General features: G+C 64.0%; 20 protein-coding genes. 14 read left to right on the plus strand and 6 right to left on the minus strand.

What is annotated here, in order from left to right:
* Nucleotides 1-593 precede the first annotated feature (593 nt).
* Nucleotides 594-1,331, plus strand: a complete 738-nt coding sequence (locus tag ACS8Y6_RS06050) for a PilZ domain-containing protein (RefSeq protein ID WP_440849867.1) — start codon at nucleotides 594-596, stop codon at nucleotides 1,329-1,331.
* Nucleotides 1,332-1,944: 613 nt separating this feature from the next.
* Here the strand turns inward: ACS8Y6_RS06050 and ACS8Y6_RS06055 are convergent.
* Nucleotides 1,945-2,556: a hypothetical protein gene (locus ACS8Y6_RS06055; RefSeq protein WP_440855192.1), complete on the minus strand. Its 612-nt coding sequence runs from the start codon at nucleotides 2,554-2,556 to the stop codon at nucleotides 1,945-1,947.
* A 713-nt stretch (nucleotides 2,557-3,269) separates the two neighbouring features.
* Here ACS8Y6_RS06055 and ACS8Y6_RS06060 point away from each other — a divergent pair.
* The 3 genes from ACS8Y6_RS06060 to ACS8Y6_RS06070 all read left to right on the plus strand — a co-directional run bounded on the left by ACS8Y6_RS06060 (nucleotide 3,270) and on the right by ACS8Y6_RS06070 (nucleotide 5,931).
* On the plus strand, nucleotides 3,270-3,533 hold the full coding sequence (locus ACS8Y6_RS06060) for a hypothetical protein (protein WP_440849869.1): 264 nt from the start codon (nucleotides 3,270-3,272) through the stop codon (nucleotides 3,531-3,533).
* A 395-nt stretch (nucleotides 3,534-3,928) separates the two neighbouring features.
* Nucleotides 3,929-4,606, plus strand: a complete 678-nt coding sequence (locus ACS8Y6_RS06065; protein ID WP_440849870.1) for a response regulator transcription factor — start codon at nucleotides 3,929-3,931, stop codon at nucleotides 4,604-4,606.
* Complete coding sequence (locus ACS8Y6_RS06070; protein ID WP_440855193.1) at nucleotides 4,603-5,931, plus strand: sensor histidine kinase; 1,329 nt, start codon at nucleotides 4,603-4,605, stop codon at nucleotides 5,929-5,931. The genes ACS8Y6_RS06065 and ACS8Y6_RS06070 overlap by 4 nt, the downstream gene beginning before the upstream one ends.
* A gap of 323 nt (nucleotides 5,932-6,254) precedes the next feature.
* Here the strand turns inward: ACS8Y6_RS06070 and ACS8Y6_RS06075 are convergent, their stop codons facing one another.
* Together ACS8Y6_RS06075 and ACS8Y6_RS06080 are read right to left on the minus strand one after the other, a co-directional pair.
* The gene (locus ACS8Y6_RS06075) at nucleotides 6,255-7,562 is read right to left on the minus strand and encodes an NAD(P)/FAD-dependent oxidoreductase (RefSeq protein ID WP_440849872.1); all 1,308 of its coding nucleotides are present in this window, start codon (nucleotides 7,560-7,562) and stop codon (nucleotides 6,255-6,257) included.
* Between the two features lie 32 nt (nucleotides 7,563-7,594).
* Nucleotides 7,595-8,956 carry a glutamine synthetase family protein gene (locus ACS8Y6_RS06080; protein WP_440849873.1) on the minus strand — a complete coding sequence of 454 codons (1,362 nt, stop codon included), beginning with the start codon at nucleotides 8,954-8,956 and terminating at the stop codon, nucleotides 7,595-7,597.
* Between the two features lie 162 nt (nucleotides 8,957-9,118).
* Here ACS8Y6_RS06080 and ACS8Y6_RS06085 point away from each other — a divergent pair, with 162 nt between their 5' ends.
* Nucleotides 9,119-9,787 (plus strand): GntR family transcriptional regulator, encoded by a 669-nt coding sequence (locus ACS8Y6_RS06085; protein WP_440849874.1) that lies wholly within the window; start codon nucleotides 9,119-9,121, stop codon nucleotides 9,785-9,787.
* A 280-nt stretch (nucleotides 9,788-10,067) separates the two neighbouring features.
* Here the strand turns inward: ACS8Y6_RS06085 and ACS8Y6_RS06090 are convergent, their stop codons facing one another.
* Complete coding sequence (locus tag ACS8Y6_RS06090) at nucleotides 10,068-10,856, minus strand: gamma-glutamyl-gamma-aminobutyrate hydrolase family protein (protein ID WP_440849875.1); 789 nt, start codon at nucleotides 10,854-10,856, stop codon at nucleotides 10,068-10,070.
* Between the two features lie 164 nt (nucleotides 10,857-11,020).
* On the opposite strand from ACS8Y6_RS06090, the gene ald reads away from it, so the two are divergent.
* The gene (gene ald / locus ACS8Y6_RS06095; protein WP_440849876.1) at nucleotides 11,021-12,139 is read left to right on the plus strand and encodes an alanine dehydrogenase; all 1,119 of its coding nucleotides are present in this window, start codon (nucleotides 11,021-11,023) and stop codon (nucleotides 12,137-12,139) included.
* Between the two features lie 750 nt (nucleotides 12,140-12,889).
* Complete coding sequence (locus tag ACS8Y6_RS06100; RefSeq protein ID WP_440849877.1) at nucleotides 12,890-14,488, plus strand: isocitrate lyase; 1,599 nt, start codon at nucleotides 12,890-12,892, stop codon at nucleotides 14,486-14,488.
* 379 nt (nucleotides 14,489-14,867) lie between these two features.
* Here ACS8Y6_RS06100 and ACS8Y6_RS06105 read toward each other — a convergent pair whose 3' ends face one another.
* Entirely contained in the window at nucleotides 14,868-17,165 is a 2,298-nt protein-coding gene (locus tag ACS8Y6_RS06105; RefSeq protein ID WP_440849878.1) for a mechanosensitive ion channel family protein, read from the minus strand.
* A 434-nt stretch (nucleotides 17,166-17,599) separates the two neighbouring features.
* On the opposite strand from ACS8Y6_RS06105, the gene cyoA reads away from it, so the two are divergent.
* Genes cyoA through cyoD form a run of 4 tightly spaced genes read left to right on the plus strand, consistent with a single transcriptional unit; the run spans nucleotide 17,600 to nucleotide 21,528 of the window.
* On the plus strand, nucleotides 17,600-18,511 hold the full coding sequence (gene cyoA, locus ACS8Y6_RS06110; RefSeq protein ID WP_440849879.1) for a ubiquinol oxidase subunit II: 912 nt from the start codon (nucleotides 17,600-17,602) through the stop codon (nucleotides 18,509-18,511).
* 42 nt (nucleotides 18,512-18,553) lie between these two features.
* Nucleotides 18,554-20,536 carry a cytochrome o ubiquinol oxidase subunit I gene (gene cyoB, locus ACS8Y6_RS06115; protein WP_440849899.1) on the plus strand — a complete coding sequence of 661 codons (1,983 nt, stop codon included), beginning with the start codon at nucleotides 18,554-18,556 and terminating at the stop codon, nucleotides 20,534-20,536.
* Nucleotides 20,537-20,590: 54 nt separating this feature from the next.
* On the plus strand, nucleotides 20,591-21,196 hold the full coding sequence (gene cyoC, locus ACS8Y6_RS06120; RefSeq protein WP_109993569.1) for a cytochrome o ubiquinol oxidase subunit III: 606 nt from the start codon (nucleotides 20,591-20,593) through the stop codon (nucleotides 21,194-21,196).
* Nucleotides 21,193-21,528, plus strand: a complete 336-nt coding sequence (gene cyoD / locus ACS8Y6_RS06125; RefSeq protein ID WP_440849880.1) for a cytochrome o ubiquinol oxidase subunit IV — start codon at nucleotides 21,193-21,195, stop codon at nucleotides 21,526-21,528. The genes cyoC and cyoD overlap by 4 nt, the downstream gene beginning before the upstream one ends.
* Before the next feature lie 375 nt (nucleotides 21,529-21,903).
* Here the strand turns inward: cyoD and xylB are convergent, their stop codons facing one another.
* Complete coding sequence (gene xylB / locus ACS8Y6_RS06130) at nucleotides 21,904-23,439, minus strand: xylulokinase (protein WP_440855194.1); 1,536 nt, start codon at nucleotides 23,437-23,439, stop codon at nucleotides 21,904-21,906.
* Nucleotides 23,440-23,589: 150 nt separating this feature from the next.
* Between xylB and fsa the strand changes: the two genes are divergently transcribed.
* The 3 genes from fsa to ACS8Y6_RS06145 all read left to right on the plus strand — a co-directional run bounded on the left by fsa (nucleotide 23,590) and on the right by ACS8Y6_RS06145 (nucleotide 26,847).
* Nucleotides 23,590-24,246, plus strand: a complete 657-nt coding sequence (gene fsa / locus ACS8Y6_RS06135) for a fructose-6-phosphate aldolase (RefSeq protein ID WP_440849882.1) — start codon at nucleotides 23,590-23,592, stop codon at nucleotides 24,244-24,246.
* A gap of 87 nt (nucleotides 24,247-24,333) precedes the next feature.
* On the plus strand, nucleotides 24,334-25,269 hold the full coding sequence (locus ACS8Y6_RS06140) for a sugar kinase (protein WP_440849883.1): 936 nt from the start codon (nucleotides 24,334-24,336) through the stop codon (nucleotides 25,267-25,269).
* Between the two features lie 261 nt (nucleotides 25,270-25,530).
* The gene (locus ACS8Y6_RS06145) at nucleotides 25,531-26,847 is read left to right on the plus strand and encodes an ABC transporter substrate-binding protein (RefSeq protein WP_440849884.1); all 1,317 of its coding nucleotides are present in this window, start codon (nucleotides 25,531-25,533) and stop codon (nucleotides 26,845-26,847) included.
* Nucleotides 26,848-26,892 lie beyond the last annotated feature (45 nt).

The following is a 26,892-nucleotide window of genomic DNA, read 5'->3' on the forward strand; positions in this document are numbered from 1 at the left end:
CGGATCGAGATGAGCGGTGTCGGCTGCTCGCATCCGCACTGATAGAGATAGGGTTGATCTGACGGGTGGGCCAAGTTTTAATGTCACTATGAGTAATAACAAGTAAACTACCGCCTTTGGCGGCGCGACTCGACGAGGCTCTGCCTTTAGAGCCTGCCGCATGGTCGATCACCTCGTACCGAAAGATCGCAGCAGCGCGCCGAAAAGGTGGAGACGCCAACCCGAGTTCGCGCCGGCTCGGCTATGGCAAATAGGCGCGAATGCCCAGAGCTTTGAGTTGCCGACTCGAAAACTCGGGGTTGTGGTGATGGACTGCACGACCCACAGCGGCTCGCGTCATTGCTCGAAACGGCAACAGGCCCTAGATGCAACGTTGTCTTGACGCCAGGCGCCACCGACGAAAATGCCAGGGCCGGGAACTGGCAGTCATCGATTCGGCATGGCGATATTTTATGCCGGATCCATAACCGTACGCGATCAGCGACGGAAATCTCTGGCACAGTGTCGTACCAGCACGAATCAATCTTTGGCGCGCGTGCCAGATCCCAAGCGGCAGCGCCGATGCCTTTATAATTGAGACGGGATCCGTTTCTATGGGCCAATCCACCGAGTTTTTTTCATCCGAAAATGCCGTGAGCGGCACCGCGGCACGGGGGGTGCTGAACCGTCTGGCACAACTATCCGTGCGCGTGGACGTGATACGCGCAAACTTCGAGAACGTGGAACCAAGCCGAATTATCGATCTCATGATGCGCGGACGCGTCATGCAGCTTGAACTGGATCAACCGATAAACGCGTCTCACGCGACGCCGCGTCATAACATCGGCGACGAATTGTCGTTGTACTGGTCGGATAACGGCATGCGCTACGGCGTCCGCGCCGTCGTGGCTGAGGTGCGCGAGGAGGAGGCTGGTCTCAGCTATCTGCTTGACGTCGACGATACCGTCTACCGGAAGCAGGAGGAGCGCGTTAACGATCGAATCCCGGTTGAGGCGGGTGACGGCTTGAAGGCCACTTTGTCCGCAGGCCGCAGGAGCACGCGGCTCAATCCCGTCGTAAAGGACATCAGCGCCAGCGGCATTCGGCTCTCGCTCTCAGTACGAGAAATCAACGCCGCCGAGCTTGAGCCTCGACTGAATGCAAAGCTGGCACTCACGCTACCGACGGCCAACGATCCGCTGCGCACCCACATCACCATCGCCTGGATGCAACAAATCAACGACCAAAGCTGCGATTTCGGTTGCTTCTGGCGCCAGCCGCCAGACATATTTTTAGAACCGCTCGAGCGTTTCATCGCCTTGTATACACAGGATGACGACTCGGAGCGATGACCCGAGCCGGCAAGCCTGACTGATCCGCTCGTCCGGAGCGTCACCGGTTTACCCACAGGCTGAAAAACGTGCGGTGGCGCAAGCGCGCCAAGAGCCAGCCTGCGCGACCAGCCGCACCCCGCGGCGCTGGAAAGAACACTTCGTCGATTAGCCCCTGCGTTCTGATATCGACCGCTTTGGCAGTAACATCTCCGAATAGCCGGTTATCGCCGTATTGTTGTTACGGCTCACGATCTGCAGGCGGGCGTCATTCTCGACGCCTCTGATATCAAGGGCTGGAGAAGTCAGCCAACACGCAAGGCGACGGCGGCGCCTTCGCACATGAACGCAAGGTGGCCATTGGCCATGCCTTGCGCGCTCCGGTGAGTTCCGGCAATCCTCAAGTCTCAGCCACTCGATTCGCGCGTGTGCACGCGGGGCAGATTGTGCCGGTCAAGGTGCGTGCCGACGCCGTACAGATCAAGGCGACCGCAGACCGGACTACAGGATCGCTGCCTAGGCCATTCGATTCTCGTCAAAAGCCGGTATTCCGGGCATCCGCTCGTGCCCAGATGACCGTTCACGGCGTCATAGACGACCTTTCGGGTTGAGTGGCCGGCGGCGGGTAGGCGCCCTAGCCTTCCATAAGGATTGCCATCGCCTCATTGCGCATCAACCCGGCGATATGGCGTTCGATATTGAACGACAGGAGCACGATCGCGGCCGCGTTGAAAGCTTTGTCCACGGCATAGAGCAGCTGGCTGATGCGCGCCAGAGATTCCGTCATAGCCGGGGCCAGCGCTCCCGACCGGTTGGTATTCATTGATGCGCTTGCCCGCTCGAGCATCGCATCGACGTGCATGGCCATGGCGTTATCGCGGCTTAGACGAAGCATGCCGTTGAAAGCCACTGGATTAGCCGGCCATGAGGCGGGCAGGTGTTCTGCACATACAGTGGCCATCGTGGCCACGGCCTGCTCGTATGCGTCCTGTGTCGCTATAGCGTAATAGTCGTTTAGGAGCGCTCGGTCCTGAGCGATGTCATACACGGCGTCAATGGCCTGTTGGTCAGTTCGCCATCCCCGCAGAACCGATTTCGCCAGCATCTGACAATCAAGATATCGAGCTGTGGGCAGCAAATATCGTTCGGTATCGAATGCATAGCATGGACTGCAAATACATCGATCATCGGCATACGCTAAGCGATGATGTGTGCTCACCAGATCGCCAAGGCTCTCCTGCTGCACACACGTACTTACTCTCTCTGGTCCCCCCTTCACTAAACGCCCTCCACGTTAGTAATCACGCTTTCGACAATCCTCGCTCGTCGATCGCTGCCAATGTGCGATGGATGTCGAATTCGCAGTTGCATGCTGGGAAAGCGACTGCCAAATCCTAGTTCAGCTTAATTCGATGTGACGTAAAACGTCAATTACTAATGTCGCTTCGATTCATAAGACTACATATTGGAAGTCTGTCGTATTGCTTCGCCGTAAATATCTCGGCATCCTCTGTCCGCGAGGTGACGTTTTGCGGCACCTCGGCAGCACGCGGGGTATAAAATCCCACAGAATTATTACATTCGGGTTGCATCTCGGGACTCCGGGTATCCGGACTGTGAATCCCGGGTTCTCGGCGCCGATCCGACCCTCGGTAAATGAGATTACGCGCTGTTGTCGGCGGCTTTCGATTTGGTTCAGGTCGCGCTTTCTATTCTCAATGTTGGTGCGTTGATCGTGGTCGTTCTGTTGGCGATCAAGTCCGCGCGCGCGAGCTCGCTGGATGCCTGGCGCCCCTATTGATAGCGCTCGCCTATGGTGTGGTGCGCTTTCTCAATGAGAGCCCGCGCCTGCGACCATGGAATGCCGGCCAGGACTGACTCGGGGCTGATCTGATGGATTCGACCGATCAGGCTTTCGACGGGGAGCGGCGGTCATCCGATTTCGCGCTCGATGCGTAGGTGGGTGGTGTATTTGACGCCACGGTCTCGCTGCGTGTGCTGTTCTACCACGAAATCCAGCGCATGCAGTCCGAACGGGCGGGCTCGCTGCCATCGGACGGTGACCGTCGGGTCTATGATCCCGGCTGTTCGGCGGCGACCACGCGGGCGGCCTTGGTCGGCCAGGCCGGGTGTCCGCCCGGCGTGTGTTTCGTGGCCATCGACAATGGCCCGGACATGCATCGACCGGGTGCGACAGACGATCGCAGCGCGCGTTGCGGGTGAACTCGGTGGGCGCTCGTGCGCCGGATCGCCGTTGTGCTGCAGCCGGGTGGCGTGCTGTTTCTTGCCGGGAAAATTCCCGCGCGCGATTCGTTGTGGGATGGGCTGTATATCGAGTGCCATGACGACTGCAAGCGCAAACACGACTGTTCCGACGCCCACGTACGTGCCACAGGCGTGAGGGGCTGGACCAGGGGCCGGTGTCGTATCGTAGTGACGAAAATCACGCGTTGCGGCACCATTGCAGATTGACCGGCGTGGATTCATTCTTCAACTAGTAAAACTTTGAGTCGCTGGTCGCGGTCAAAGGCGCTCCGGGCCGGGATTGATATCGCGGGCCCCTGATCCCGTTGCAGCGTCGACGCGCGACGGCACCCGATGGAGGATGTGAGACACGGATGCGCGTATTGATCGTCGAAGACGACCCCACGCTCGCCGCCAATCTGGGCGAGTATCTCGAAGAACAGGGCGATGAGCCCGATTACGCCAGCGATGGGCGGATCGGCTTGCAGCTGTGCACGACCGAAGCGTACGACGCGTTGATTCTCGATCTGCGTCTGCCGCGCCTGGATGGCATTTCCCTGTGCCGGCGGCTGCGCGAGGAGCAGGGCATCACGACGCCCATTCTGATGCTCACCGCGCGCGACACGGTCGAGGACCGCATCGAGGGTTTCGAGGCCGGGACCGATGATTACCTGGTCAAGCCGTTCTCGCTGCGCGAGATGTACCTGCGGCTGTGCGCGATCGTGCGGCGTCACCGGCCGGTCGGCGCCGGGCCGCTGGCGGTGGGCGCGCTCAGCCTGGACGCGAACAGTCATGTGGTGCGCTACCGCGATCAGCCGATCGATCTCACGCCCATTGGTTTCGCCATGCTGGAGATGCTCATGCGCGCCTCGCCCGGACTGGTTTCGCGCGCCGATTTCGAAGCCGAGATCTGGAACGGCGAGCCGCCCGAGTCGGATGCCGCCCTGCGCGGCCATGTGCATCGGTTGCGCGAGTTGCTTGAAGCCGCTGCCGAACAGCCGGTGATCCACACCGTGCATGGCGTCGGCTACCGTCTTCTCGAAACCACGTGATTCGCCGCTGGCGCCGGACCCTGTCCGCGGCGCCCGGGCTTCGTACGCGGGTACTGATCGGCATGTTGTCGATCGCATTCGCCGCCTGTATCGGCTTTGCGCTCGCGATCTATGCCTTCGTCGGCATTCTTCAGGACGAACTGCAGTTCGATACCCTCGACCGGGAGCTGGCCAGCCTTGTCCTGGACTACAAGCACGGCGTGCCCATCAGCGGCCGGCGCGGCCAGACCGGCTGGGTTTATGTCAGCCATGCGCCGGCGCACGACCCGACCTTGCCACCGGTGCTTCGGCACATGGGCAATAATCAGTATGCCGTGGTGAGTTATCACGACCGCCAGTACTACACGGCGCGCCGTGACGTGGGCGATACGTCCATCTACATGATGGTCAAGGTGCAGGATGTAAAGGAGTTCGAGGAGCGGCTGGCGACGCTGGGCTGGGCCACGCTGAGTGTGGTCATCGTGCTCGCCCTGCTGATCGGCATCGGCTTTTCTTATCTGATCCTGCGCCCCGTGCGCCGACTGGCCGAACGCTTGTCGACGTATCAGCCGGGGTTGTCGAACCCCCCGATCGCGGCCGACTACGGCGATCGCGACATGCGCGACATCGCCGAAAGTTTCGACGAACTGATCGGGCGTTTCGATGCGGCGATCGCACGTGAGAAGGCGTTCACCGAGGATGCCAGTCACGAACTGCGCACCCCGCTGGCGGTCGCGCTCAATGCCAGCGAGCTGCTGGGCGACATGCCGGAACTCGACGAGCGCGCGCGCAATCGGGTCGAGCGGGTGCGGCATGCCTGCGAGCGCATGCAGCGACTGGTCACCGCGCTGCTGTTTCTCGCGCGCGATCATCCGCGCGAGAACGAAACGCTCAGCGATGCCGCGGTGGTGCTGGACGATGTACTGGTCTATCAGCGTGACGCCATGGCCGCACATCGGATCGAACTGTCGGTGGTGGCGCGTTCGACCCCGCTTTCGCTGCCCGAGGGCGTGATCTACAGCGTGTTGCACAATCTGATCGACAATGCCGTGCGGCATACCGAGGACGGGTGGCTGACGGTCGAAGTCACGCCCGAGCGTATCTGCGTTACCGACACCGGCTGCGGCCTGCCCGCGGGCGCGCTCACCCATATCTTCGAGCGCCAGTACCGCACGGCCGACAGCCCCGGCCTGGGCATCGGGCTTTATCTGGTATCACGGATCTGCGACCGCCAGGGCTGGTCGATTCATGCCGCCAGCGAACTGGGCGTGGGCACGCGGATCGAGATCCTGCTCGATTCCAGGGTGGCTCCCCGTGCGCAGACCGAGGTGTTGCCGGGCCGCTGATGGTGCCGGAGCGCAAGTGGTGTGCAGGCGCGATCCGTCGGATGACGCTTGCGACTAATCCGACCCGCAGGGAGCCGCCGGCCTCAGTAGGTCGACTTGGGCCGTCAGCCGACAGTTCGGCGGTACGTCGCCTGAAACCGCGGCTTTCCCGTCGTGGCTCGGGGCCGATCCGTCGGATTACGCCTTCGGCTGATCCGACCCGCAGGGGCCTATAGGGGCACAGGGGGGGCTGCCGGCTTCGCGGCCGCAGGCCGACAGGCTGGCATGCCGCTCGAAGCCGGGGTCCTGCCGTCGCGGGTGGGTCTGATTCAGGCTACGCTGGTCTACAGGCCCATTTTTTCCCGTGTCTGGTAGTACCAGGAGCCCAGAACCGACAGCGGAACGCGGAACAGGCGCCCGCCGGGGAACGGATAATTGCGCAATGCGGCAAAGGCATCGAAGCGCTCGCGTTCGCCGGCGATCGCTTCGGCCAGCAGTCGGCCGGCCAGATGGGTGGTGGTCACGCCGTGGCCGGAGTAGCCGTGGCTGAAGTAGACGTTGTTTTCCAGTTCCCCCATGTGCGGGATGCGCGTGAGCGTGAGCGCGAAATTGCCGGACCACGCATAGTCGATGCGCACGTCGGACAACTCGGGGAAGGTCCGCGCGAGATGCGGGCGCAGCTTGGCCTCGATGTCCGCCGGGGTGGTGCCACCGTAGACCGTGCCGCCGCCGAACAGCAGCCGGTGGTCGGCGCTCATGCGGTAGTAGTCGAGCATGTAGTTGCAGTCTTCGACGCAACTCCCGGCCGGCATCAGGCGATGGGCGGTTTCGGCGCCCAGGGGCTCCGTGGCCATGACCTGCGTGGCCACCGGCATCACCCGGTCGCGCAGTCGCGGCACGGCCTTGCCCAGATAGGCATTGCCGCAGACCACCACCGTGTCGGCGCGCACCTGGCCGCCGGGGGTGTGTACCGTCGGTTTCGTGCCGGACTGCACCCGGGTGACCGGCGAGCGTTCGTAGATGACGCCACCGAGGGATTCCAGAGCGGCGGCTTCGCCGAGGGCGAGATTCAGCGGATGCAGGTGGCCGCCGCGCTTGTCGAGCAGGCCGCCGATGTAGCGATCGGTGTTGCTGTGCTCGCGAATGCTGCGTTCGTCGAGCATCTGCAATTCGTCGTGGCCGTGGGATTGCCAGCTCGCCACCCGGGTCTTGAGTTCGTCGAGCTGCTTGTTGTTGAGTGCGGCGAACACGCCGCCATCGCGCAAATCACAGTCGATAGCGTAGCGCGCCACGCGTTCGCGGATGATGGCGGCGCCCTCGAAGGCCATGGCGCCGAGCGCTTTGGCCGCGTCGGCACCGTAGCGACTCTCGACCACGTCCAGGTCGCGCGAATAGCCATTGACCATCTGGCCGCCGTTACGACCGGATGCCCCCCAGCCCACATGATTGGCTTCCAGTACCACCACGTCGTAGCCGCGTTCGGCCAGCGACACCGCCGTGGCCAGCCCGGAGAAGCCGGCGCCGACGACGCACACCTGCGTATCCACGGCGCCGGCCAGGGGCGGGCGTTCCGGTGCCGCATTCGCGGTGGCGGCGTAGTACGAGGGCGCGTGGGGCGCCGGAAAACTCTGTATGTCGGGGTTTCGGCTCATGGGTCGGTCTCGAATCGCGTAGGGGCGAAAAGCTAGACGGTACGCAGGTAGGCGTCGTACTCGGCGGCCGGCACGATGGCGCGCAGGCACTCGCGTTCCTGGCGCTTGGCCGCGGCGTACCAGCGCTGGTAATCGGCGCCGAGGTATTCGGCAATGAAGCGCGATTCCTCGAACGCTTCGATGGCAGTGCCCCAGGCATCGGGCAGCGACGCCTCGTGCTGGCTGTAGGCGTCGCCCACGGTCTCCGGCGGTGGTACGAGCTGCCGGGCCATGCCGTGTTCCATGCCGGCCAGCACGGTCGCCAGCACGAGATACGGATTGGCATCCGCGCCGGCCACGCGATGTTCGATGCGTGCGGCCGCCGGCTCGGCCAGCGGCAGGCGGACGGCGGTGGTGCGATTGTCCACGCCCCAGGCCGGCGCGAGCGGTGCATGGCTGGCCGCCTGGAACCGGCGAAAGGAATTGTCGTGCGGGGCGAAAATGGCCGTGGATTCGGCCATGGTCTCGAGCAGGCCGGCCACGCATTGCATCAGCGCCTCGTTTTCGCTGTGATCGTCGGCGAAAATATTGTCACCGTTGCCATCCAGCAGGCTGATGTGCGCGTGCATGCCATTGCCGGAGGAATCGCCGAACGGCTTCGCCATGAAGCTCGCGGCCAGCCCGTGGCGGCGTGCGCAGGCCTTGATCGTACGCTTGAGCAGAATGGTCTGGTCGGCGGCCAGCAGGGCGTCGCCGACATGCTCAAGGTTGATTTCGTACTGGGCCTCGCCCTGTTCCGAGATCAGCGTGTCCATGGGCAGACCCTGGGCCACGCAGGCGGCTTCGATGTCGCCGAACAGGTCGTCGAGATTATCCAGTTCCTCGATGCCATAGAGCTGCGAGCGCCGGCCCGGCCGGGTCGACAGCTGCGCCGGCACCGGTCGGCCGGTGGCGTCGGGTTCGGCCTCGAACAGACGGAATTCGAGTTCGGTCGCCACCACCGGCGTCAGGCCGCGGGCAGCCAGCCGGTCGACCACGGCGGCGAGAATCGCGCGCGGATCGCCGGCAAAGCGGCTGCCGTCGGGCTCGTGCATCATCAGCAACATCTGCGCCGCGCCCCGGGTGCTCCAGGGCATGGGCCGCAGGCTACCCTCGACCGGCAGGCAGGGCCGATCGGCGTCGCCCGAGGCGATCGCCAGGCCGGTGTCCTCGACCTCGTGGCCCCAGATATCGAGCAGCGGTGTCGATACCGGCAGGTTGAGTCCCTTGCTGTACACGCGCGCAAGGCTCGCGGCGGGTAGTCGCTTGCCGCGCGCGATGCCGTTGATATCGACGATATAGGCTTCGATGAATTCCAGCTTCGGCATCGCGTCGATCACGGCGCGGGCGTCGGCCGGCAAGTCGGCATGCGACATGGGCGTAGACTGTGTTGAAAATGTGATCACAAATTAGCAACCGGCAGGCGCGGCTGCAACGGTCTGTTCATCGCTCTGCTAGAGTTCAGTCATCGATCGCGTCAATTGGGTATCCGTTTGGCATCCTCCCAGGCATCCGTCGATGACACGCAAATCGCACCGGTGACGCTCGGCGACGGCGGCATCACGCGTCAGGAGTGGGTTTATCTCCAGCTCAAGGAAGCTGTGTTGACGGGACAATTCGTGCCCGGGCGTAGTGTCACGCTGCGGGGGGTCGCGCAGATGCTCGGCACCAGTCCGACGCCGGTGCGCGAGGCGCTGCGCCGGTTGGTGGCCGAGCGCGCGCTGGAGGCGCACGGCAATCGGCGCATCAGCGTGCCGCGCATGACCCCGGCGAAGTTGCAGGATCTGTGCGCCGTGCGCGCGAATCTGGAGGCCTTTGCGGCCGAGCGCGCCATGCCACTGATCGACGCCGCGCATCTGGAACGGCTCTGGGAACTCGATGCCGAGGTGGATGCCGCGATCAATGCCGGCGATATTCGCGCTTATCTGCAGCGCCACCGCGCGTTCCACTTCTCGCTCTACGACGTGGGCGATGCCTCGGCGGTCATGCCGTTGATCGAATCGGTATGGCTGCAATTCTCGCCCTTTCTGCGTCTGGCGATTCATCACATCGGCAGCGACTACATCGTCGACCGACACGTCGAGGCGCTGCGTGCCGTGGCTGCCCGTGACGCGCAGGCCCTGCGCTTTGCCATCGAGGCCGATGTACGCGAAGGTCTCGGCTCGCTGACCGAGGCGGATTGGCGCAATCTTGAAGCCGCCGGCTGACATGCCGCGCGCCGGTTCCCGGCGTGCCTCCGAAATGGGCCGGTCCGTGCCCGTGGCAGGCGCGCCCGCGCCGAACGAGATCGGGCCGCCCCCACGCCGACCATCGGTGTCGGCTTACGGCCTGCGGCCTGCGGCGACCTACCAGGGGGCAGCGGCGCGTAGCCGGAGCCCCGCGAGCACGCCGCGCCCCAGGCAAACAACGACGCCTAACCACAAGCCTTGCAGGTCGGATTGGCCGCAGGCGTAATCCGACACGAACGCCGCCTCGCGCCGGGCGTAGTCAGTCGCCGCTCAGCCGCTGTTGGCGAAAGACGCGGCAGGCTTCGCCGAAGGCATGAAACAGCGCCATCGATACCGGGTTGTCGCCGTACCGCCATTCCGGGTGCCATTGCACGCCGGCGACGAAATGCAGGTCGCGATGGCGCACCGCTTCCACCAGGCCGTCGGGCGCGCGCCCTTCGGCGCGCAGCGCGGTGCCGAGGCGGTCTATACCTTGGCTGTGCAGGGAATTGACCGAGATCTCCTGCATGTCGAGCAGTTCGGCCATCCAGCCGTCGCCGGCCAGTTCCACCGGATGAGCCGGCGCATAGCGGCGCTCGCGCGGCGCATCGTGATCGTCGCGGTGATCCGACAGCCCCGGCACGTCCTGCACGGCGGTGTAGAGCGTGCCGCCGCAGGCCACGTTGAGTTCCTGGAAGCCGCGGCAGACGGCGAATACCGGCATGTCGCGCGCCATCGCTGCGCCGAGCAGTGCCAGGTTATTGGCGTCGCGTTGCGGGTCGAACGGCCCCACGCCCGGGGCATCGCTGCCATAGCGCCAGGGTTCCATATTCGATGGGCTGCCGGTCAGGAACAGGCCGTCGAGATCGACGAGCTGGTCGTCGGCGCTGATCCGGGTCTCGAGCGACGCTTGTTCGGCGCCGGCCGCCCGCGCGGGCAGCACCAGCGGGATGGAATCGGCCGCATGGGCGACCGCGGCGAGATACTTCTCGCCCACGACGTGGCTGGGGTCGGTGCCGATGAGCTTGCAGTCGACGGGCACGCCGATCCGGGGGCGGAGTGAAGACATGAGTGGTCCTGGAAAACGATGGCGGATGAATTGTGATCACAAATTGAGGGGGCCGGTCAACGTGGTCGTTGGCATCGTTCGTGCCGGCGGCGGTCGGCCCACGGTGACAGGGCCGGTTATCATAAGGGCACGCGCATCGGCGCCCAACCACACAGGAGCGAGCCATGCACATCGGTGTCCCCAGGGAAATCAAGGATCATGAATATCGCGTCGGCCTGACGCCGGACAGCGTGCGTGAACTGGTCAAGCGCGGCCACGATGTGCTCGTGGAAACGACGGCCGGGCTGGGTATCGGTTGTGAGGACAGCGAGTACGCGCAGGCCGGGGCGCTTATCGCCGACGATGCGGTGGCGGTGTTCAAGGCGGCCGACATGATCGTCAAGGTCAAGGAGCCGCAGCCCGGGGAGCGCAAGCGCCTGCGCCCGGGCCAACTGCTATTCACCTATCTGCATCTCGCGCCCGACGCCGCGCAGACCGCTGATCTGGTCGCCTCCGGCGCGAGCTGCGTGGCGTACGAGACGATCACCGACGACCACGGTGGATTGCCGTTGCTGGCGCCAATGTCGGAGGTGGCCGGTCGGTTGGCCGCGCAGGCTGCAGCCCAAAGCCTGGAGAAGATCAGCGGCGGGCGCGGGGTGCTGATGGGGGGCGTGCCCGGGGTGTCGCCGGCGCGGGTGGTGGTGATCGGCGGTGGCGTGGTTGGTGAGAACGCGATCACGATGGCGCTGGGACTGGGCGCCGATGTGGTCGTGCTCGATCGCCAGGTCAACGTGTTGCGGCGTCTGGCTGCGCGGTTCGGGCCGTCGCTGCGCACCGTATATGCGACGGCGGCCGCCACCGAGACCGAGGTGCTCGCGGCGGATGCCGTGATCGGTGCGGTCCTGGTGGCGGGCGCGGAAACCCCCAAGCTGGTCAGCGCTGAATGGGTGTCGCGCATGCAGCCGGGGTCGGTGCTGGTGGATGTCGCCATCGATCAGGGCGGTTGCTTCGAGACCTCCAGGCCGACCACCCACGCCGAGCCCACGTATATTGTCGACGGCGTGGTGCACTACTGCGTGGCCAACATGCCGGGCGCGGTGCCGCGTACGTCGGCATTCGCGCTCAATCACGCCACCCTGGGCCACGTCGTCGCGCTCGCGGATCGGGGCCTGAAAAACGCAATGGCCGACGACGAGCATCTGCGGCGCGGGCTGAACGTGCATGCCGGGCAGGTGACCTGTGCCCCGGTGGCCGAGCGCCACGGCTACGACCATGTACCCCCCGAGGCCGCGCTGGGGCTCTAGGGCCTGTTGCCGTTTTGTGCGAGCGCCGCGTTGGAGACCGCAAATCGTGTCCGGCAAGGCGCGAGTCGCCGCGTCGTGGCGTGCCACGATCAAGACTTGCAACGCCGCCGAGCGCGATTTGCGGCCCAACCCTTCGGGACAAGCGCTGTTTTGCGGCAATCCAGCGTTGTAGCCCGCTTGTGCAGAGTGACTGCACGGCGCGCACTACGCCTCGTCTTGCCGCAAAACAGCGCTTGGCGCGGACTCGCACAAAACGGCAACAGGCCCTAGCGTATCGGCTTGGTTGTCGTTGCACGCACCGCCGCACTGCGGGTTGCCCGCCAGCGTTCAATCGTTTTCCGGGCCCGGCGCGTCGGGCGATACAACGCCGGTGCCGCAGGCGCGGGCAATGCGGGATGGCAGGAAACAGCCGCCGCGCCTTCCGGCGCCCCCACCGGGGGGGGCAATGCAGCACACGCGTAGCCGGCGTCGTCCGGCCGGGCCTGGTTGCGGCCGCAACGTCGCGTCGCAGGGAGCGGCAATGGCCCCGGTCCGAACCGCTGGTCGAGCCGGTCGTGAGGCAGGTTGGCCGGATATCGGGATGCCTGAGCGGTGACGCAATATTCATGTTGTGAATGTCGGAAATAGATTTCATTTTCTATTCATATTAAGAGCACCCCTCTAGACTTGGCTCCATCGGCTGCGGGAAAAGAATTATTGCCTGATATATCGGCCGTTGTGCGGTGCTGGTTTTCAAGAGGAAGTCTGATCATGTCCGACTATAGAAACGACATCAGCGATATCTCGTCGCTGCGGGAGCGCTTCGGCGAGCCATGGCGTGCCATCAATCCCGAGCATGCTGCGCGTCTGCGTGCGCAGAACCGCTTTCATACCGGGCTCGACATCGCGCGCTACACGGCGAAAATCATGCGCGAGGACATGGCCGCCTACGATGCCGACCCGGCCTGCTACACGCAGTCGCTCGGCTGCTGGCATGGATTCGTCGGCCAACAGAAAGCGATCTCGATCAAGAAGCATTTCGGCAGTCTGAAGGGCAGGTATCTGTACCTGTCCGGCTGGATGGTGGCCGCGTTGCGCAGTGAATTCGGCCCGTTGCCGGACCAGTCGATGCACGAAAAGACGGCGGTGCCGGCGCTCATCGAGGAGCTGTATACCTTCCTGAAGCAGGCGGATGCCTGGGAGCTCAACCATTATTTCCGCGAACTCGAAGCCGCCCGCGAGGCCGGCGATGAGGTGGCGGCGAAGAAGGCCCAGAGCCGGATCGACAACTTCGAAACCCATGTCATCCCGATCATCGCCGACATCGACGCCGGTTTCGGCAACGAGGAGGCGACCTATCTGCTGGCCAAGAAGATGATCGAGGCCGGGGCCTGTGCGATCCAGATCGAGAATCAGGTCTCGGACGTCAAGCAGTGCGGTCATCAGGACGGCAAGGTGACGGTGCCGCATGCGGCGTTCCTGGCCAAGATCAACGCCGTGCGCTACGCGTTCCTGGAACTCGGTGTGGACGACGGCGTGATCGTCGCGCGCACGGACTCGCTGGGTGCGGGCCTGAGCCAGCAGATCGCGGTGTCGCAGGCGCCGGGCGATCTGGGCGATCAGTACAACAGTTATCTCGACGGCGAGGAGATCACCGACCCGTCCGAGATCAACGCATCGGATGTGGTGATCAAGCAGAACGGCAAGCTGGTGCGCCTCAAGCGCCTGGCTTCGGGTCTGTTCGAGTTCAAGAAGGGCACCGGCGAGGACCGCGTGGTGCTGGATTGCATCACCAGCCTGAAAAACGGTGCCGACCTGCTCTGGATCGAGACCTCCACGCCGAATGTGGACCACATCGGGGGCATGGTGAATCGTATTCGCGAAGAAGTGCCCGACGCCAAGCTGGTCTACAACAACAGCCCGTCGTTCAACTGGACGCTGAACTTCCGTCAGCAGGTCTATGACGCATGGGCCGATGAAGGCAGGGATGTGTCGGCCTACGATCGCGCCCAGTTGATGGCCGCCGAGTACGATGCCACCGAGCTGGCCCGGGTGGCCGACGAGTGGACCCGGAACTTCCAGCGCGATGCCGCACGGCACGCCGGTGTGTTCCATCACCTGATCACGCTGCCGACATATCACACGACGGCGTTGTCCACCGACCAGCTGGCCCGTCATTATTTCGGCGACGACGGCATGCTGGCTTACGTGCGCGATGTGCAGCGGGTCGAGATCCGCGATGGCATTGCGACCGTCAGGCATCAGGACATGGCCGGTTCCAACATCGGCGACGATCACAAGGAGTTCTTCTCCCGCGAGAACGCGCTCAAGGCGGGAGGGGCGCACAACACCATGAACCAGTTTGGCTAGGGCCTGTTGCCGCCTCGTGCGAGCGCCGCGTTGGAGACCGCAAATCGTGTTCGGCAAGGCGCGAGTCGCTGATCGTGGCGTGCCACGATCAAGACTTGCAACGCCGCCGAGCGCGATTTGCGGCCCAACCCTTCGGGACAAGCGCTGTTTTGCGGCAATCCAGCGTTGTAGCCCGCTTGTGCAGAGTGACTGCACGGCGCGCACTACGCCTCGTCTTGCCGCAAAACAGCGCTTGGCGCGGACTCGCACGAGACGGCAACAGGCCCTGGTCTGGACCGGGTGTTGGACCCGCGGTGACTTCGACCGCCGCGGTCAGGAGCGGGGCCTTCGGGCCCCGTCTTTTGGCCTGCCGGGGGCGCCGCGGCCCGCGACCGGGGCGTCAACCCGGGTCGGGCGATGGCGAGGCCTGGTTGTCCATCGGCCAGTCCACGGTGGCGCTCGGCTCGTCTTCGCCGGTCTTGCCGCGCTTGTCATAGCGTGCGCCGCCGCCGGCTTCCATGGAAACGCTCATGCGCGGGGCGCCGAGATTGATGTATTCGCTTTCCATCCGGCGTTTCAACGCGAGGTTGAAGGCACGGGATACGTCCCATTGATATTCCGGCGCGGTACGCAGGCGCATGCGCAGGATCGGGCAGCCGTTATCGAACTCGTGAATGCCCTGCATCTCCAGATGCGAACGGATCAGCCCGCGCATGAACGGGTCGCGATGCAGGTCGGACGCCGTGCGCCGCATCAGCTCGATGGCGTCGTCGATGCGCAGGTCGTGCGGAATGCGGATTTTGATCAGGGCGATGCCGAACTGGCGCGACATGTTGTGAATCGCGTCGATGTGGGAGAACGTCGTGATATGCACGACGCCATCGAGATCGCGCAGGCGTACGGCGCGTAGATTCAGCCCCTCGACCGTGCCCATGAACCCGTTGATTTCGACGAAATCGCCGACCGCCAGCGAATCCTCGATCAGGATGAAGATGCCGGTGATCAGATCGGCCACCAGGCTCTGGGCACCGAAGCCGAGCGCGATGCCGATTACACCGGCACCGGCGAGTAGCGGCGTGACATTCACGCCGAGGTTGGCCAGCCCGACGATGCCGGCCACGATAATGATCACGAATAACGCCAGGTTGCGGATCATCGGCGTGATGGTTTGCGCGCGATTGGTATTGCGTCGGCGACCGTGCGCACCACGGCCATGCAGCGCACGATGGATGGCGGTGTCGACCACGATCCAGATCAGCCAGGCAAGCACGATCGTCAGCCCGACCCCCAGCAGGGCCCGACCGATTTCGCCGCTGACCGCTCCGTGTTCGCCGATGCCGAACAACGAAAAACCCCACACCCGGACCGACAATTCGGCGAAGGCCAGCCAGGCAATGCCATGTGCCAGCGTGAAGCCGAAATTGCGGAACCGCCCGGCATAGGGGGTCTTGCGCGGTCGCCGCGCGGCCCGCTCATGCTGGCGCCGGATGATGCCGGTGGTTACCAGGGTCAGCACCAGTAGAACCGTGCAGATCATGGCGCGCGCAAAGGCCGCGTGTGCCTGCCCGCCAGTGAGGAAAATGGCGGCGAGCGACGCGGTGATCAGCAGCAGGGCGGGCACGTGCCAGAGCTGGGCGCTGATCGACACCAGTTCCCGCAAACCGCCGCGATCGCGTCGGTTGGCCAGCGAACGGTTGCGAATCAGGTGCTCCACCGGACGCCGGATGCGCAGGATCAGGGCGCCGCTGGACAATCCCGCGAGCATGTTGGCCACCACGGATAGCCAGTCCGCGAGGCTGGCGCCCAGCAGGTCCGAAAGGCGGGCGCTGTTGACCGCATCGCCGAAGGCGACCAGGGCGCCGATGAAAAACAGCGGCCCGAGGGCCTTGTCGTGCAGGATGGACACCGCCACACGACGATGGCCGCGGGTGAACAGGGCGATCACGACATCGAAGACGGTCGAAAGCAAGCGCCCGCACAGGCCGACGTAGGCTATGACAAGCAAGGTGGCGCTGGCCGGCGCCGCGGGCTGGACCAGATGGATCACCGCCAGCAGTGCCGCGAACGTGACGACCCAGGGCGTTACCCGGCGACAGAAGTGGGCCAGCAGCATCCAGGGTCTTGGCTCCGGCGGCAGCTTGATCGGCCAGCCTCGGCGCACGAATAGACTGCGCCCGGCGAGGGTCATGACCACCAGGGCGCTCGTGAGCATGGACAGGCCGAATGCAATTTCGGCGATGTTGCTCACCAGGGCCTGCCGGCGCGCGCCGACGAACAATTCACGGACGTTGGTGGCCGCCTGGCGTGCATTGCGTCGCCAGATATCCAGGGGCGACTCGCCGCCCCTGGCCTGTTTGCTGAGATTGCTGATGGAATCCGAAAGAGCGCCGAGCAGGCCGCCATGGGCGCCGGTAATCGGGTTTTCGTGCTTGGCCGCCGCCCGGGTCGAGGCGCGCAGCTGCTTGAGCTGCTTGACCAGCGCGGCCCGCTTGTTGTCGTTCTCCAGCGTGCTGATGATGTTGTCGAGCGAGGCGTTCAACTGCTTGGCGTCGGGCTTGTTCTGGGGCTGGGTCTGGGCCTGGGGCGCGTGCCCGAGCCCCAGGCCCAGACCTTGGGCGGCGGCCGGCGTCGCCACGCAGGCGAGCGCCACCAGCAGCGACAACAACAGGGATCGGATCGGCGACACGTCGAACGGCATCAAACGGACTCGGATGAAAACGAAAGGGCGCAAGCGGCCGGCCATGCCGACGCGGGTACGCCGGACAAGGTCGATGAAATGCTGCCGCCGGCCCCAGCGTACCTCGATTGCGCGATAAATTTTTTCCGGGCGCTGGATCGGCGGCGGGGCCGTCCGATTCGCCCGCCCGATTCGGAAAGCATATGTTTCTACAGGTTTATGTTTCGTTTCGTTTGCGGCTTAAAGTGACGTAAACCGCGCTGAATACTACTTTGGTTGAAGATTGACCGCGTGGGCGGGCGGATGTATTTTTCGCCTAAACGCGGGCTGCATAGCCAGCCCGCGCCAGAGTCATGGTCGGTATGGGGTTCCGGCCAAGCCGTTTATACGTGATTTGGCCGGCGGGCCTGACCCGCGAGTGCCCGGTCCGGTTCGACTCCAGGGCTTATAACGCAATGCTAGGCAAGATTTTTCGCTTTTCCTCGGGGGTATCCGCCGCCGCTCTGCTTTTGCTGATCAGCGGCTGTGGTACAAGCCTGAGTACCATGATGCCGGTCGGCCCGGTCGGCCAGACCGAACGCGACATCACGCTGTTCACGATCGTGCTGATGATGTTCGTGCTGATTCCGATCGTGGCGCTCACGTTCGGCATCGCCTGGCGTTATCGCAAGTCCAATACCGATTCCAGATATTCGCCCGACTGGGACCATTCCTGGTTGATCGAGATCTTCGTCTGGGGCGGCCCGGTGGTGATCCTCATCATCCTGTCGGTGATGACCTGGATCTCCACCCACGACCTCGATCCGTACAAGGCCATCAAATCGGACGCCAAGCCGATCACGATCGAGGCCGTGGCCACGGACTGGAAGTGGCTGTTCATCTATCCCGACCAGCATGTGGCCTCGGTCAATGAGTTCGCCTTCCCGAAGGACGTGCCGCTCAACATTCGGCTGACGTCCAACTCGGTGATGAATGCGTTCATGATCCAGCGCATGGGCACGCAAATCTTCGCCATGTCGGGCATGCAGACCCAGCTGCATCTGATGTCGCACAAGACCGGCGACTTCGCCGGTGGCAATTACCAGTACAACGGCCACGGTTTCGCCAAGAACCGCTTTGTCGCCCGGGCCATGACCGAACGGAACTACAAGCAATGGCTGGATAAGGTCCGTTCCCAGGGAAAACCACTGGATATGAGCACGTTCAAGCAGTTCGCGCAGCCCAGCGTGGTCAAGAACCCGATCTACTTTGCGCCGGTCTCGTCCGGACTGTTCGCCGATGTAATCGGCCAGTTCCACCCGGCGAAGAGCCCGGGTATGAAGCCGGACATGAAGGCTGAGCTCACGCCGACGGCGGCGCACGAGTAGCGCGCGCCGGCCTGGCGATACCCGCGAGATAACACCATGGATATTTTTGGCAAGCTCACGATCCACGCGATCCCCTACGACAACGCGATCATCTTCAGTGCCGACATCCTCATGGCGGTGGTCGGGCTGTCGGTCATCGCCGGGGTGACCTACTTCGGTCAATGGAAGTATCTCTACAAGGAGTGGCTGACTTCGGTCGACCACAAGAAGATCGGCGTGATGTACATCATCATCGCCTTCGTCTTCTTGCTGCGCGGCTTCGTCGACGCGCTGATGATGCGTGCCCAGCAGGCCTTCGCCGGCCCCGGCATGTCCGGTTATCTGCCGGCCGGGCACTTCGCGGAGCTGTTCACCGGCCACGGCACCATGATGATCTTCTTCGTGGGCATGCCGTTCCTGATCGGTCTGATGAATATCGCGGTGCCGACGCAGATTGGTGCGCGCGATGTCGCCTTTCCGTACGTCAACTCGATCAGCCTGTGGCTGACCGCCTCGGCTGGCCTGCTGGTGATGGCATCGCTGGCGATCGGTCAGTTCTCGGAAGCAGGCTGGACCGGGTACGCGCCGTATTCGGAGTTGTCGGCCAGCCCGAGCGTCGGCGTGGACTACTGGATCTGGGCATTGCAGATTTCGGGTATCGGTACCACCCTGACCGGCATCAACTTTTTCGTCACTATCATCAAGGAGCGTGCGCCGGGCATGACGTTCATGCGCATGCCGATCTTCACCTGGACCACGCTCTGCACCAATATCCTGATGGTGCTGGCCTTCCCGGCGCTGACCGTGGTGCTGGCGCTACTCACGCTGGATCGCTACGTCGGCACGCACTTCTTCACGTCGGGCGGCGGCGGCAACCAGATGATGTACGTGAACATGTTCTGGGTGTGGGGTCATCCGGAGGTGTACATTCTGGTTCTGCCGGCCTTCGGGGTGTTCTCGGAAGTGGTCGCGACCTACTCCAACAAACGCGTGTTCGGCTACAAATCGCTGGTCGGGGCGACCATCGTGATCGCGCTGCTGTCGTTCACGGTCTGGGTGCATCACTTCTTCACCATGGGCCAGGACGCCACGCGCAACTCCATCTTCGCGATCGCGACCATGGTCATCGGCGTGCCCACCGGGGTGAAGATCTACAACTGGCTGTTCACGATGTTCCGCGGACGGATCTCGTTCAACCTGCCGATCCTGTGGACGTTGAGTTTCATCATCACCTTCACTATCGGCGGCATGACGGGTGTGATGCTGGCCATCCCCGGCATCGACTTCAAGATGCATAACAGCCTGTTCCTGGTGGCGCACTTTCACAACGTGCTGATCCCGGGAATGCTGTTCGGTCTGTTCGCCGGTTACCACTACTGGTTCCCGAAGGCCTTCGGCTTCCGGCTGGACGAAAAATGGGGCCGGCGTTCCTTCTGGGGCTGGACCATCGGCTTCTATCTCGCCTTCATGCCGTTGTACGTGTTGGGCCTGATGGGGATGCCGCGCCGAATGGTCACCTACGACGACCCGGCCTGGCAGCCGTTTCTCATCGTGGCCGCCATCGGGGCTCTGGTCGTGCTGTTCGGTGTGGTCAGCATGGTCATTCAGTTGATCGTGAGCGTGCGTAATCGCGAACAGCTGCGTGACGTGACCGGCGATCCCTGGAACGGGCGGACGCTGGAATGGTCGCTGTCCTCGCCGCCGCCGGAATACAACTTCGCGGTGATTCCCCGCGTGGAAGGGCGTGATGCCTTCACCGCCATGAAGGAGGCCGGTCAGGCCTACAAGCGGCCGGCGCAGTACGACGATATCCACATGCCCAAGAACACCGTGGCCGGCTTCCTTATCGGTGCGTTGTCGTTCTTCTTCGGCTTCGGGCTGATCTGGCATATCTGGTGGCTGGGCATTGCCTCGGCGCTGGGCATGCTGGCGACCGTGATCATTCGCGGTTGCCAGGATGACGTCGGGTTCATCATCCCGGCGGCCGAGGTGGAGCGCGTCGAGAACGAGCGCTATCGCAAGTTGCAGGAAGCCGGCGTCGCCTAGGGCCGCGCCGCAGCCCCTGTCTTTTCAGGTTTTCGTGAGCGATTTGGAACAACTATGACGAGTCATGCCGCCGGCGCCAACGACGTTCAAGCGGCATCCAGCCCGAACACCTTGGTGAACTTCGGGTTCTGGGTGTATCTCATGAGCGACGTGATCATCTTCTCGATGCTGTTCACGATGTTCGTGACCGTATCCGATCACTACAACGGCGGTCCCTCGGGTCGCGATCTGTTCGAGTTGCGCGATGTCTTCTTCGAGACGATGGCGCTGCTGTTTTCCAGCATCACCTTTGGTATGGCGCTGCTGTCCGTGCACGCCCGGCGCAAGTCGCAGGTATTGCTGTGGTTGCTGATTACCTTCGTATTCGGCGCCCTGTTCGTGGGGCTCGAAGTGCGCGAGTTCCTGGGACTGGTCGCGGAAGGGGCCGGCCCATGGAGCAGCGCCTTCCTGTCGGCGTTCTTCACGCTGGTCGGTACGCACGGTACGCACGTGACCTTCGGCCTGATCTGGATCGCGGTCATGATCGGGCAGGTGGCAATCAAGGGGGTAACGGCGCCGGTGGCTTCGCGGCTGTTGCGTCTGGCGCTGTTCTGGCATTTCCTGGACATCGTGTGGATCGCGGTGTTCTCGACGGTCTATCTTTCGGGGTTCATGCAATGAGCACGTCCAGCCATGACATTCGACTCGGCGGTCTGAATCTCAAGACCTATCTGACCGGTTTCGTTCTTGCATTGATCCTCACGGCGATTCCCTTCGGCGCGGTGGCTTTCGGTTGGCTGTCAGCGGGTGCCACGCTGATTCTCATTGCGGCAGCGGCCGTGGTGCAGATACTGGTGCATCTGTATTTCTTCCTGCATCTGGACTTCTCCGAGGAGCATGCCTGGAACGCCGGATCGGGTGCTTTCTGTATCGTGATTCTGGCGATTCTGGTCGGCGGTACGCTCTGGCTGATGTACAGCCTCGAAATGCGGACGATGATGGGCGGAGGCTGATCCGCGGCATGGCCGGCCTTCGGCTTGGGCTGGCCGGCCGTTGGTCCGCGCGCCGGTCAGTAGCCGGGCACGCCGTCTGCGACGGGGCTGACATGCGCACAGGTTCGTTCGGCATGGCGGTCGTCGGCCTGCAGTTCGGGTGGCTCGCACAGGCGCGCTGCGCCCGGCCCGGCGCCAAGGCGCCAGGGCCATGAGGAATTGACGCAAGGCGGACGGCCGCAACAGCCATGGGTCGCCTGCTTGCGCCGCGCTATATTGCGCCGCCGGTCAACGGGCCTTGTTGACGCCCCGTGTTCATCGGCGCGCTGAATATTCTGCCAATCCGGGGCGTGTTTCCGCCCCGTCCGATCGCCCGGTCGTGTGCGATCGCTGGCCTCAGTCGATATCGCGCAGCGCCGGATAAAGGCGGGTAAAGCGTGCGTAGCGCGGCGCGTATTCAGCCACCAGTGCGGCATCGGGCGCTTCGAAGTGCTCGGGCGCCGAGACCATGGCGGCGACCGCGGCATCCACATTCGCGTGTACGCCCGCGCCAACGGCCGCCAGCACGGTGGCGCCGTAGGCCGGCCCTTCCTGGTCCTGCTGCACCGCGACGGGCTTGTTCAGCACGGCGGCGAGAATACGGCGCCAGACGTCGCTATGCGCGCCGCCGCCGCCCAGGATGAGCTTGTCGGGCATCACGCCCTGGGCCTCGATGCGAACCAGGGAGTCGCGCAGCGAGAACGCCACGCCTTCGAGGATGGCGCGCACCATGTGTCGCCGGTCGTGCGACAGCGTCAGGCCGATCCACGCGCCGCGCGCGTTCGGGTCCATGTGTGGTGTGCGCTCGCCGGCGAGATAGGGCAGGAAATACAGGTCGTCCGCGCCCGGGGGGACGGTATCGGCTTCGGCTGCGAGCAACTCATGCAGGTTGCGCCCCAGGCGCTGGGCGACCGCGGCTTCATCGCTGGCGATACGATCGGCGAACCACTGCAGGCTGCCGCCCGAGGCCAGCGAGACGCCCATCAGGTGATAGGCGCCCGGCACCGCATGACAGAAGCAATGCAGTTCGCCGCTGGTGTCCGGTGTCGCCGATTCGCTATGCGCGAAGACCACGCCCGAGGTACCGATCGATACGAAGGCGACCCCGGTCTTGACGATGCCGCCGCCCACCGCCGCCGCCGCGTTGTCGCCGGCCCCGGCGACGATCGGCGTGCCGGCGGCCAGCCCGGTCGTGTCGGCGCCGGTCGCCGAAACCCGGGCGGTTACCTCGGGGCTTTCGAAGACCTGCGGCAGCCACGCGCGCGGGATGTCGAGCGCGGACAGCACGTCGTCGGACCAATCGCGTGCCTGCAGATCCAGCAACAGGGTGCCGGCGGCGTCGGAGACATCGGTCGCGAACGCGCCGGATAGCCGATAGCGGATATAGTCCTTGGGCAGGAGCACATGGGCCAGCCGCGCGTAATGCTCGGGCTCGTTATCGCGCAGCCACAGAATCTTGGGCGCCTGGAAGCCGGTCAGGGCCGGATTGCCGGTGATGCGGCGCAGATTCGCGCTGCCCACATCCCGTTCTATCGCCTCGCACGCGTCGCCGGTGCGCTGGTCGTTCCAGAGAATGGCCGGCCGGATGACCGCGCCTTCGGTGTCGAGAAAGACCGCGCCGTGCATTTGCCCGGTAAGGCCGATCGCTTCGATCGGGGCTTGCGCGTTGGCGACGAGCGTGTGCAAGACGGTTTCGGCCGCGGCCCACCAGGCCTGCGGGTCCTGTTCGGTCCAGCCCGGACGCGGCACGAGCAGGGGGTAGTCGCCCGAGGCACGGGCGATGACCCGGCCGGCCTCGTCGACCAGCACGCCCTTGGCGCTGCTGGTGCCGATGTCGAGACCAATGAAAAGTTTGCGCGCGTCGCCGACCATTGGGGCATTCTCCTCGTGCACGGGTTTGCGTTAACTTGCCATGTTTGGCACGGGCGATGATGGCGTTATGCTGAAGGCCCAGGCCCAAACCGGTTATTCTGGCCGAAACCATACACTAGGCGCACATACTCCGTGCGCGCCTCGGCTCGATAAATCAGCAAAGGATCCAGCATGAAATTCTTCGTCGATACCGCCAACGTGGACGAAATCCGCGAACTTGCCGACATGGGCATGCTCGATGGCGTGACCACCAACCCCAGCCTGATCAACAAGGCCGGCAAGGACTTCATCGAGACCATCACCGAAATCTGCAAGATCGTCGATGGCCCGGTAAGTGCGGAAGTGGCCGCCACCGACTACGAGACGATGATGAAGGAAGGCGAGAAGCTCGCCACCATCGCCGACAATGTCTGCGTGAAGGTGCCGCTGACGCCGGCTGGCCTCAAGGTCGGCAAGAATCTGGTCGACAACGGTCAACAAATCAATGTCACGCTATGCTTCTCCGCCGCGCAGGCGCTGTTGGCCGCCAAGATCGGTGCGACCTATGTATCGCCGTTCATCGGCCGTCTGGACGACATCGGTCAGGAAGGCATGCAGCTGATTCGTGACATCAACACGATCTATAGCAGCTACGATCGCATCAACACCCAGGTGCTGGCCGCTTCCGTGCGCGGCGCGCAGCACGTGGTGCAGGCGGCGCTGGCCGGCGCCGACGTGGTCACCGTGCCGCCGGCGGTGCTGCATCAGATGTTCAAGCATCCGCTGACCGACAGCGGTCTCGAGAAGTTCGTCTCCGACTGGAAGGCGACGGGGCAGTCGATTCTGTAAAGCGCTGCGGCGCTCCGCGCACACTGTCGCGCGGAGCGCCGGCCCACCGCCCGCCTGAGCGCCTCCAGCCACAGACCGCATTTGCCAATGACCGATATCGTGACCTTCGGCGAGGTGCTCGCTGAATTCATGGCCACCCGCGTGAATCAGAGCCTCGGCGAGGCCGGGCAATTCGCCGGCCCTTACCCGGGCGGTGCGCCGGCCATCTTCATCGACCAGGCGGCCAAGCTCGGCTCGACCGCGGCCCTGGTCAGCGCGGTGGGCGATGACGCCTTCGGGCGCATGCTCATCCAGCGCCTCGAGGCTGATGGCGTGGATACGTCGTCGATCGCCACGCTGGCGGACGAGACCACCGCGAGTGCGTTCGTGACCTATTACGACGACGGCTCGCGGGATTTCATCTTCAATATCGCCAACGGGGCCTGCGCGCGGATTGCCGAGGGGCAGTTCGCGTCAGTGCTGGATGGTTGCAAGCTGTTTCATGTCGCCGGCACGGCGTTGTTCTCCGAACACATGATCGAGCTCGCGCGTACCGCGATCGAGCGCGTCAGGGTCGCCGGCGGACGCATCTCGTTCGATCCGAACGTGCGCAAGGAAATGCTCGACCGGCCCGGTGTGCGCGAGGCGCTGACCGGCCTGCTGTCGTCGACCGACATTCTGCTGCCGAGCGACGACGAGCTGAACGTACTTGTGGACCGCGCGGCCGAGGATGACGCCGTCGCGCGTGCCTTCGAGCTCGGCGTCGGCGAGGTCGTACTCAAGCGGGGCGGCGAGGGCTGTCGTTACTACGACAGCAGCGGCATGCGCGAACTCCCCGGCTTCAAGGTCGAGGAAGTCGACCCCACGGGCGCCGGCGATTCCTTCGGCGCGACGTTCTGCACACTGCGTAGCCAGGGCATGGCGGCGGCCGATGCGCTGGTCTATGCCAACGCGGCCGGTGCGAGTGCCGTATCCCGGCAGGGCGCCATGGAAGGGACGTCGACACGCGAGCAGCTCGACGCGTTCATCGCCGCCCACGCCTGACGCGCCCGCGCCGACGGCATGGCCGTTGCGCTTCATTCCCCGATCCAGCGCCGCGCGGGCCCGACCGAGCCCGCGCGGCGCGCCCGTGCGCCCAGGCGCTGCGGTCAATTCCCGGCGTATTCGATTAAAGGCGAATTGCGCGGGGGGCGAATTAATTTTCATGATGAGAACAATATTGCAGAAGTCGGTGTTTCGGCCTCTGCGCAAGGGCGCCCTTGGGGGCCCGCTGGTCTATCCAAGACAACGAGGAGATGCTCCATCATGAAAATGAAGTTTCTGGTTGCCGGCCTGGTGCTCGGCGCCAGCGGCGTGACTGCGGCCCAGGCGGCAACGCAGATCACGATCGCCACCGTAAACAATCCCGATATGCAGACCATGGAGAAGTTGGCGCCGGTGTTCGAGAAGTCGCACCCGAACATCAAGGTCAACTTCGTCACGCTGCCGGAAAACGAAGTGCGTCAGAAGATGACCACCGACATTGCCACCAATGCCGGCCAGTACGACGCGCTCATGATCAGCAATTACGAGGTGCCGATCTGGGCCAAGAACGGCTGGCTGGTGCCGTTCAACAACGTGCCCGCCTCCTATGACGAAAAGGATATGATCCCCACCGTCAAGAAGGCCCTGTCGGCCAACGGCAAGCTCTATGCGATGCCGTTCTATGCCGAGTCCTCGATGACCTACTATCGCAAGGACCTGTTCAAGAAGGCCGGGCTGACCATGCCCGAGCACCCGAAGTGGTCGCAGATCGAGCACTTCGCCAAGAAGCTGAACGATCCCAAGAACAACACTTATGGCATCTGCCTGCGCGGTCTGCCGGGCTGGGGCGAGAACATGGCGTTGTTCTCCACCATGGTGAATTCCTATGGCGGTCGCTGGTTCAACATGCAGTGGAAGCCGCAGCTGACTTCCGCCGCCTGGAAGAAAGCCGCCACCGAATACAAGAAACTGGTGACGCAATACGGCCCACCCGGCGTGACCTCGAACGGTTTCACCGAGAACGAGACGCTGTTCGCCAATGGCCAGTGCGCCATGTGGGTGGATTCCACCGTGGCCGCCGGTTATCTGTCGGACCCGGCCAACTCCAAGGTGGCCAAGGACGTCGGCTTTGCGCACTCGCCTTATGCGACCACCAAGAAGGGCAGTCATTGGCTGTATAGCTGGGCGCTGGCCGTGCCGAAGTCCTCGAATCACCAGCAGGCCGCCAAGACCTTCATCGAGTGGGCGACATCCAAGAAGTACGTCGATCTCGTCGGCCAGAAGAAGGGCTGGGTTTCGGTGCCGCCGGGTACGCGCAAGTCCACCTACAAAAACCCCGAGTACCAGAAGGTGGCGCCGTTCGCGTCGCTGGTGCTCAACGCGATCCAGACCGCCGATCCGCAGGACCCGAGCTCCAAGCCGGTGCCGTACACGGGCATCCAGTTTGTGGACATCCCGCCGTTCCAGGCGATCGGTACCCGCGTCGGCCAGATCATGGCCGGGATCGTGGCGGGCCAGAGCAGTGTCGACCAGGGGCTGGCGCAGGCCAACTCGGTCACCAAGCGCATGATGAAGCAAGCCGGTTACCCCAAGAAGTAGGGCCGGTTGCGCGCAAGGCCGGGCGGATCGAATGATCCGTCCGGC

This window comes from Salinisphaera sp. RV14, from assembly GCF_052044135.1.
Taxonomy (GTDB): Bacteria; Pseudomonadota; Gammaproteobacteria; order Nevskiales; family Salinisphaeraceae; genus Salinisphaera.

Bases quoted from the DNA above. Each gene is read 5' to 3' on its own strand.
- ACS8Y6_RS06080 (WP_440849873.1), bottom strand. From the start codon at position 8,956: ATGTCGCATGCCGACTTGCCGGCCGACGCCCGCGCCGTGATCGACGCG.
- ACS8Y6_RS06140 (WP_440849883.1), top strand. From the start codon at position 24,334: ATGACCGATATCGTGACCTTCGGCGAGGTGCTCGCTGAATTCATGGCC.
- ACS8Y6_RS06050 (WP_440849867.1), top strand. From the start codon at position 594: ATGGGCCAATCCACCGAGTTTTTTTCATCCGAAAATGCCGTGAGCGGC.
- ald (WP_440849876.1), top strand. From the start codon at position 11,021: ATGCACATCGGTGTCCCCAGGGAAATCAAGGATCATGAATATCGCGTC.
- ACS8Y6_RS06075 (WP_440849872.1), bottom strand. From the start codon at position 7,562: ATGAGCCGAAACCCCGACATACAGAGTTTTCCGGCGCCCCACGCGCCC.
- fsa (WP_440849882.1), top strand. From the start codon at position 23,590: ATGAAATTCTTCGTCGATACCGCCAACGTGGACGAAATCCGCGAACTT.
- ACS8Y6_RS06105 (WP_440849878.1), bottom strand. From the start codon at position 17,165: ATGCCGTTCGACGTGTCGCCGATCCGATCCCTGTTGTTGTCGCTGCTG.
- cyoC (WP_109993569.1), top strand. From the start codon at position 20,591: ATGACGAGTCATGCCGCCGGCGCCAACGACGTTCAAGCGGCATCCAGC.
- ACS8Y6_RS06100 (WP_440849877.1), top strand. From the start codon at position 12,890: ATGTCCGACTATAGAAACGACATCAGCGATATCTCGTCGCTGCGGGAG.
- ACS8Y6_RS06090 (WP_440849875.1), bottom strand. From the start codon at position 10,856: ATGTCTTCACTCCGCCCCCGGATCGGCGTGCCCGTCGACTGCAAGCTC.
- ACS8Y6_RS06065 (WP_440849870.1), top strand. From the start codon at position 3,929: ATGCGCGTATTGATCGTCGAAGACGACCCCACGCTCGCCGCCAATCTG.
- cyoA (WP_440849879.1), top strand. From the start codon at position 17,600: ATGCTAGGCAAGATTTTTCGCTTTTCCTCGGGGGTATCCGCCGCCGCT.
- ACS8Y6_RS06145 (WP_440849884.1), top strand. From the start codon at position 25,531: ATGAAAATGAAGTTTCTGGTTGCCGGCCTGGTGCTCGGCGCCAGCGGC.
- cyoD (WP_440849880.1), top strand. From the start codon at position 21,193: ATGAGCACGTCCAGCCATGACATTCGACTCGGCGGTCTGAATCTCAAG.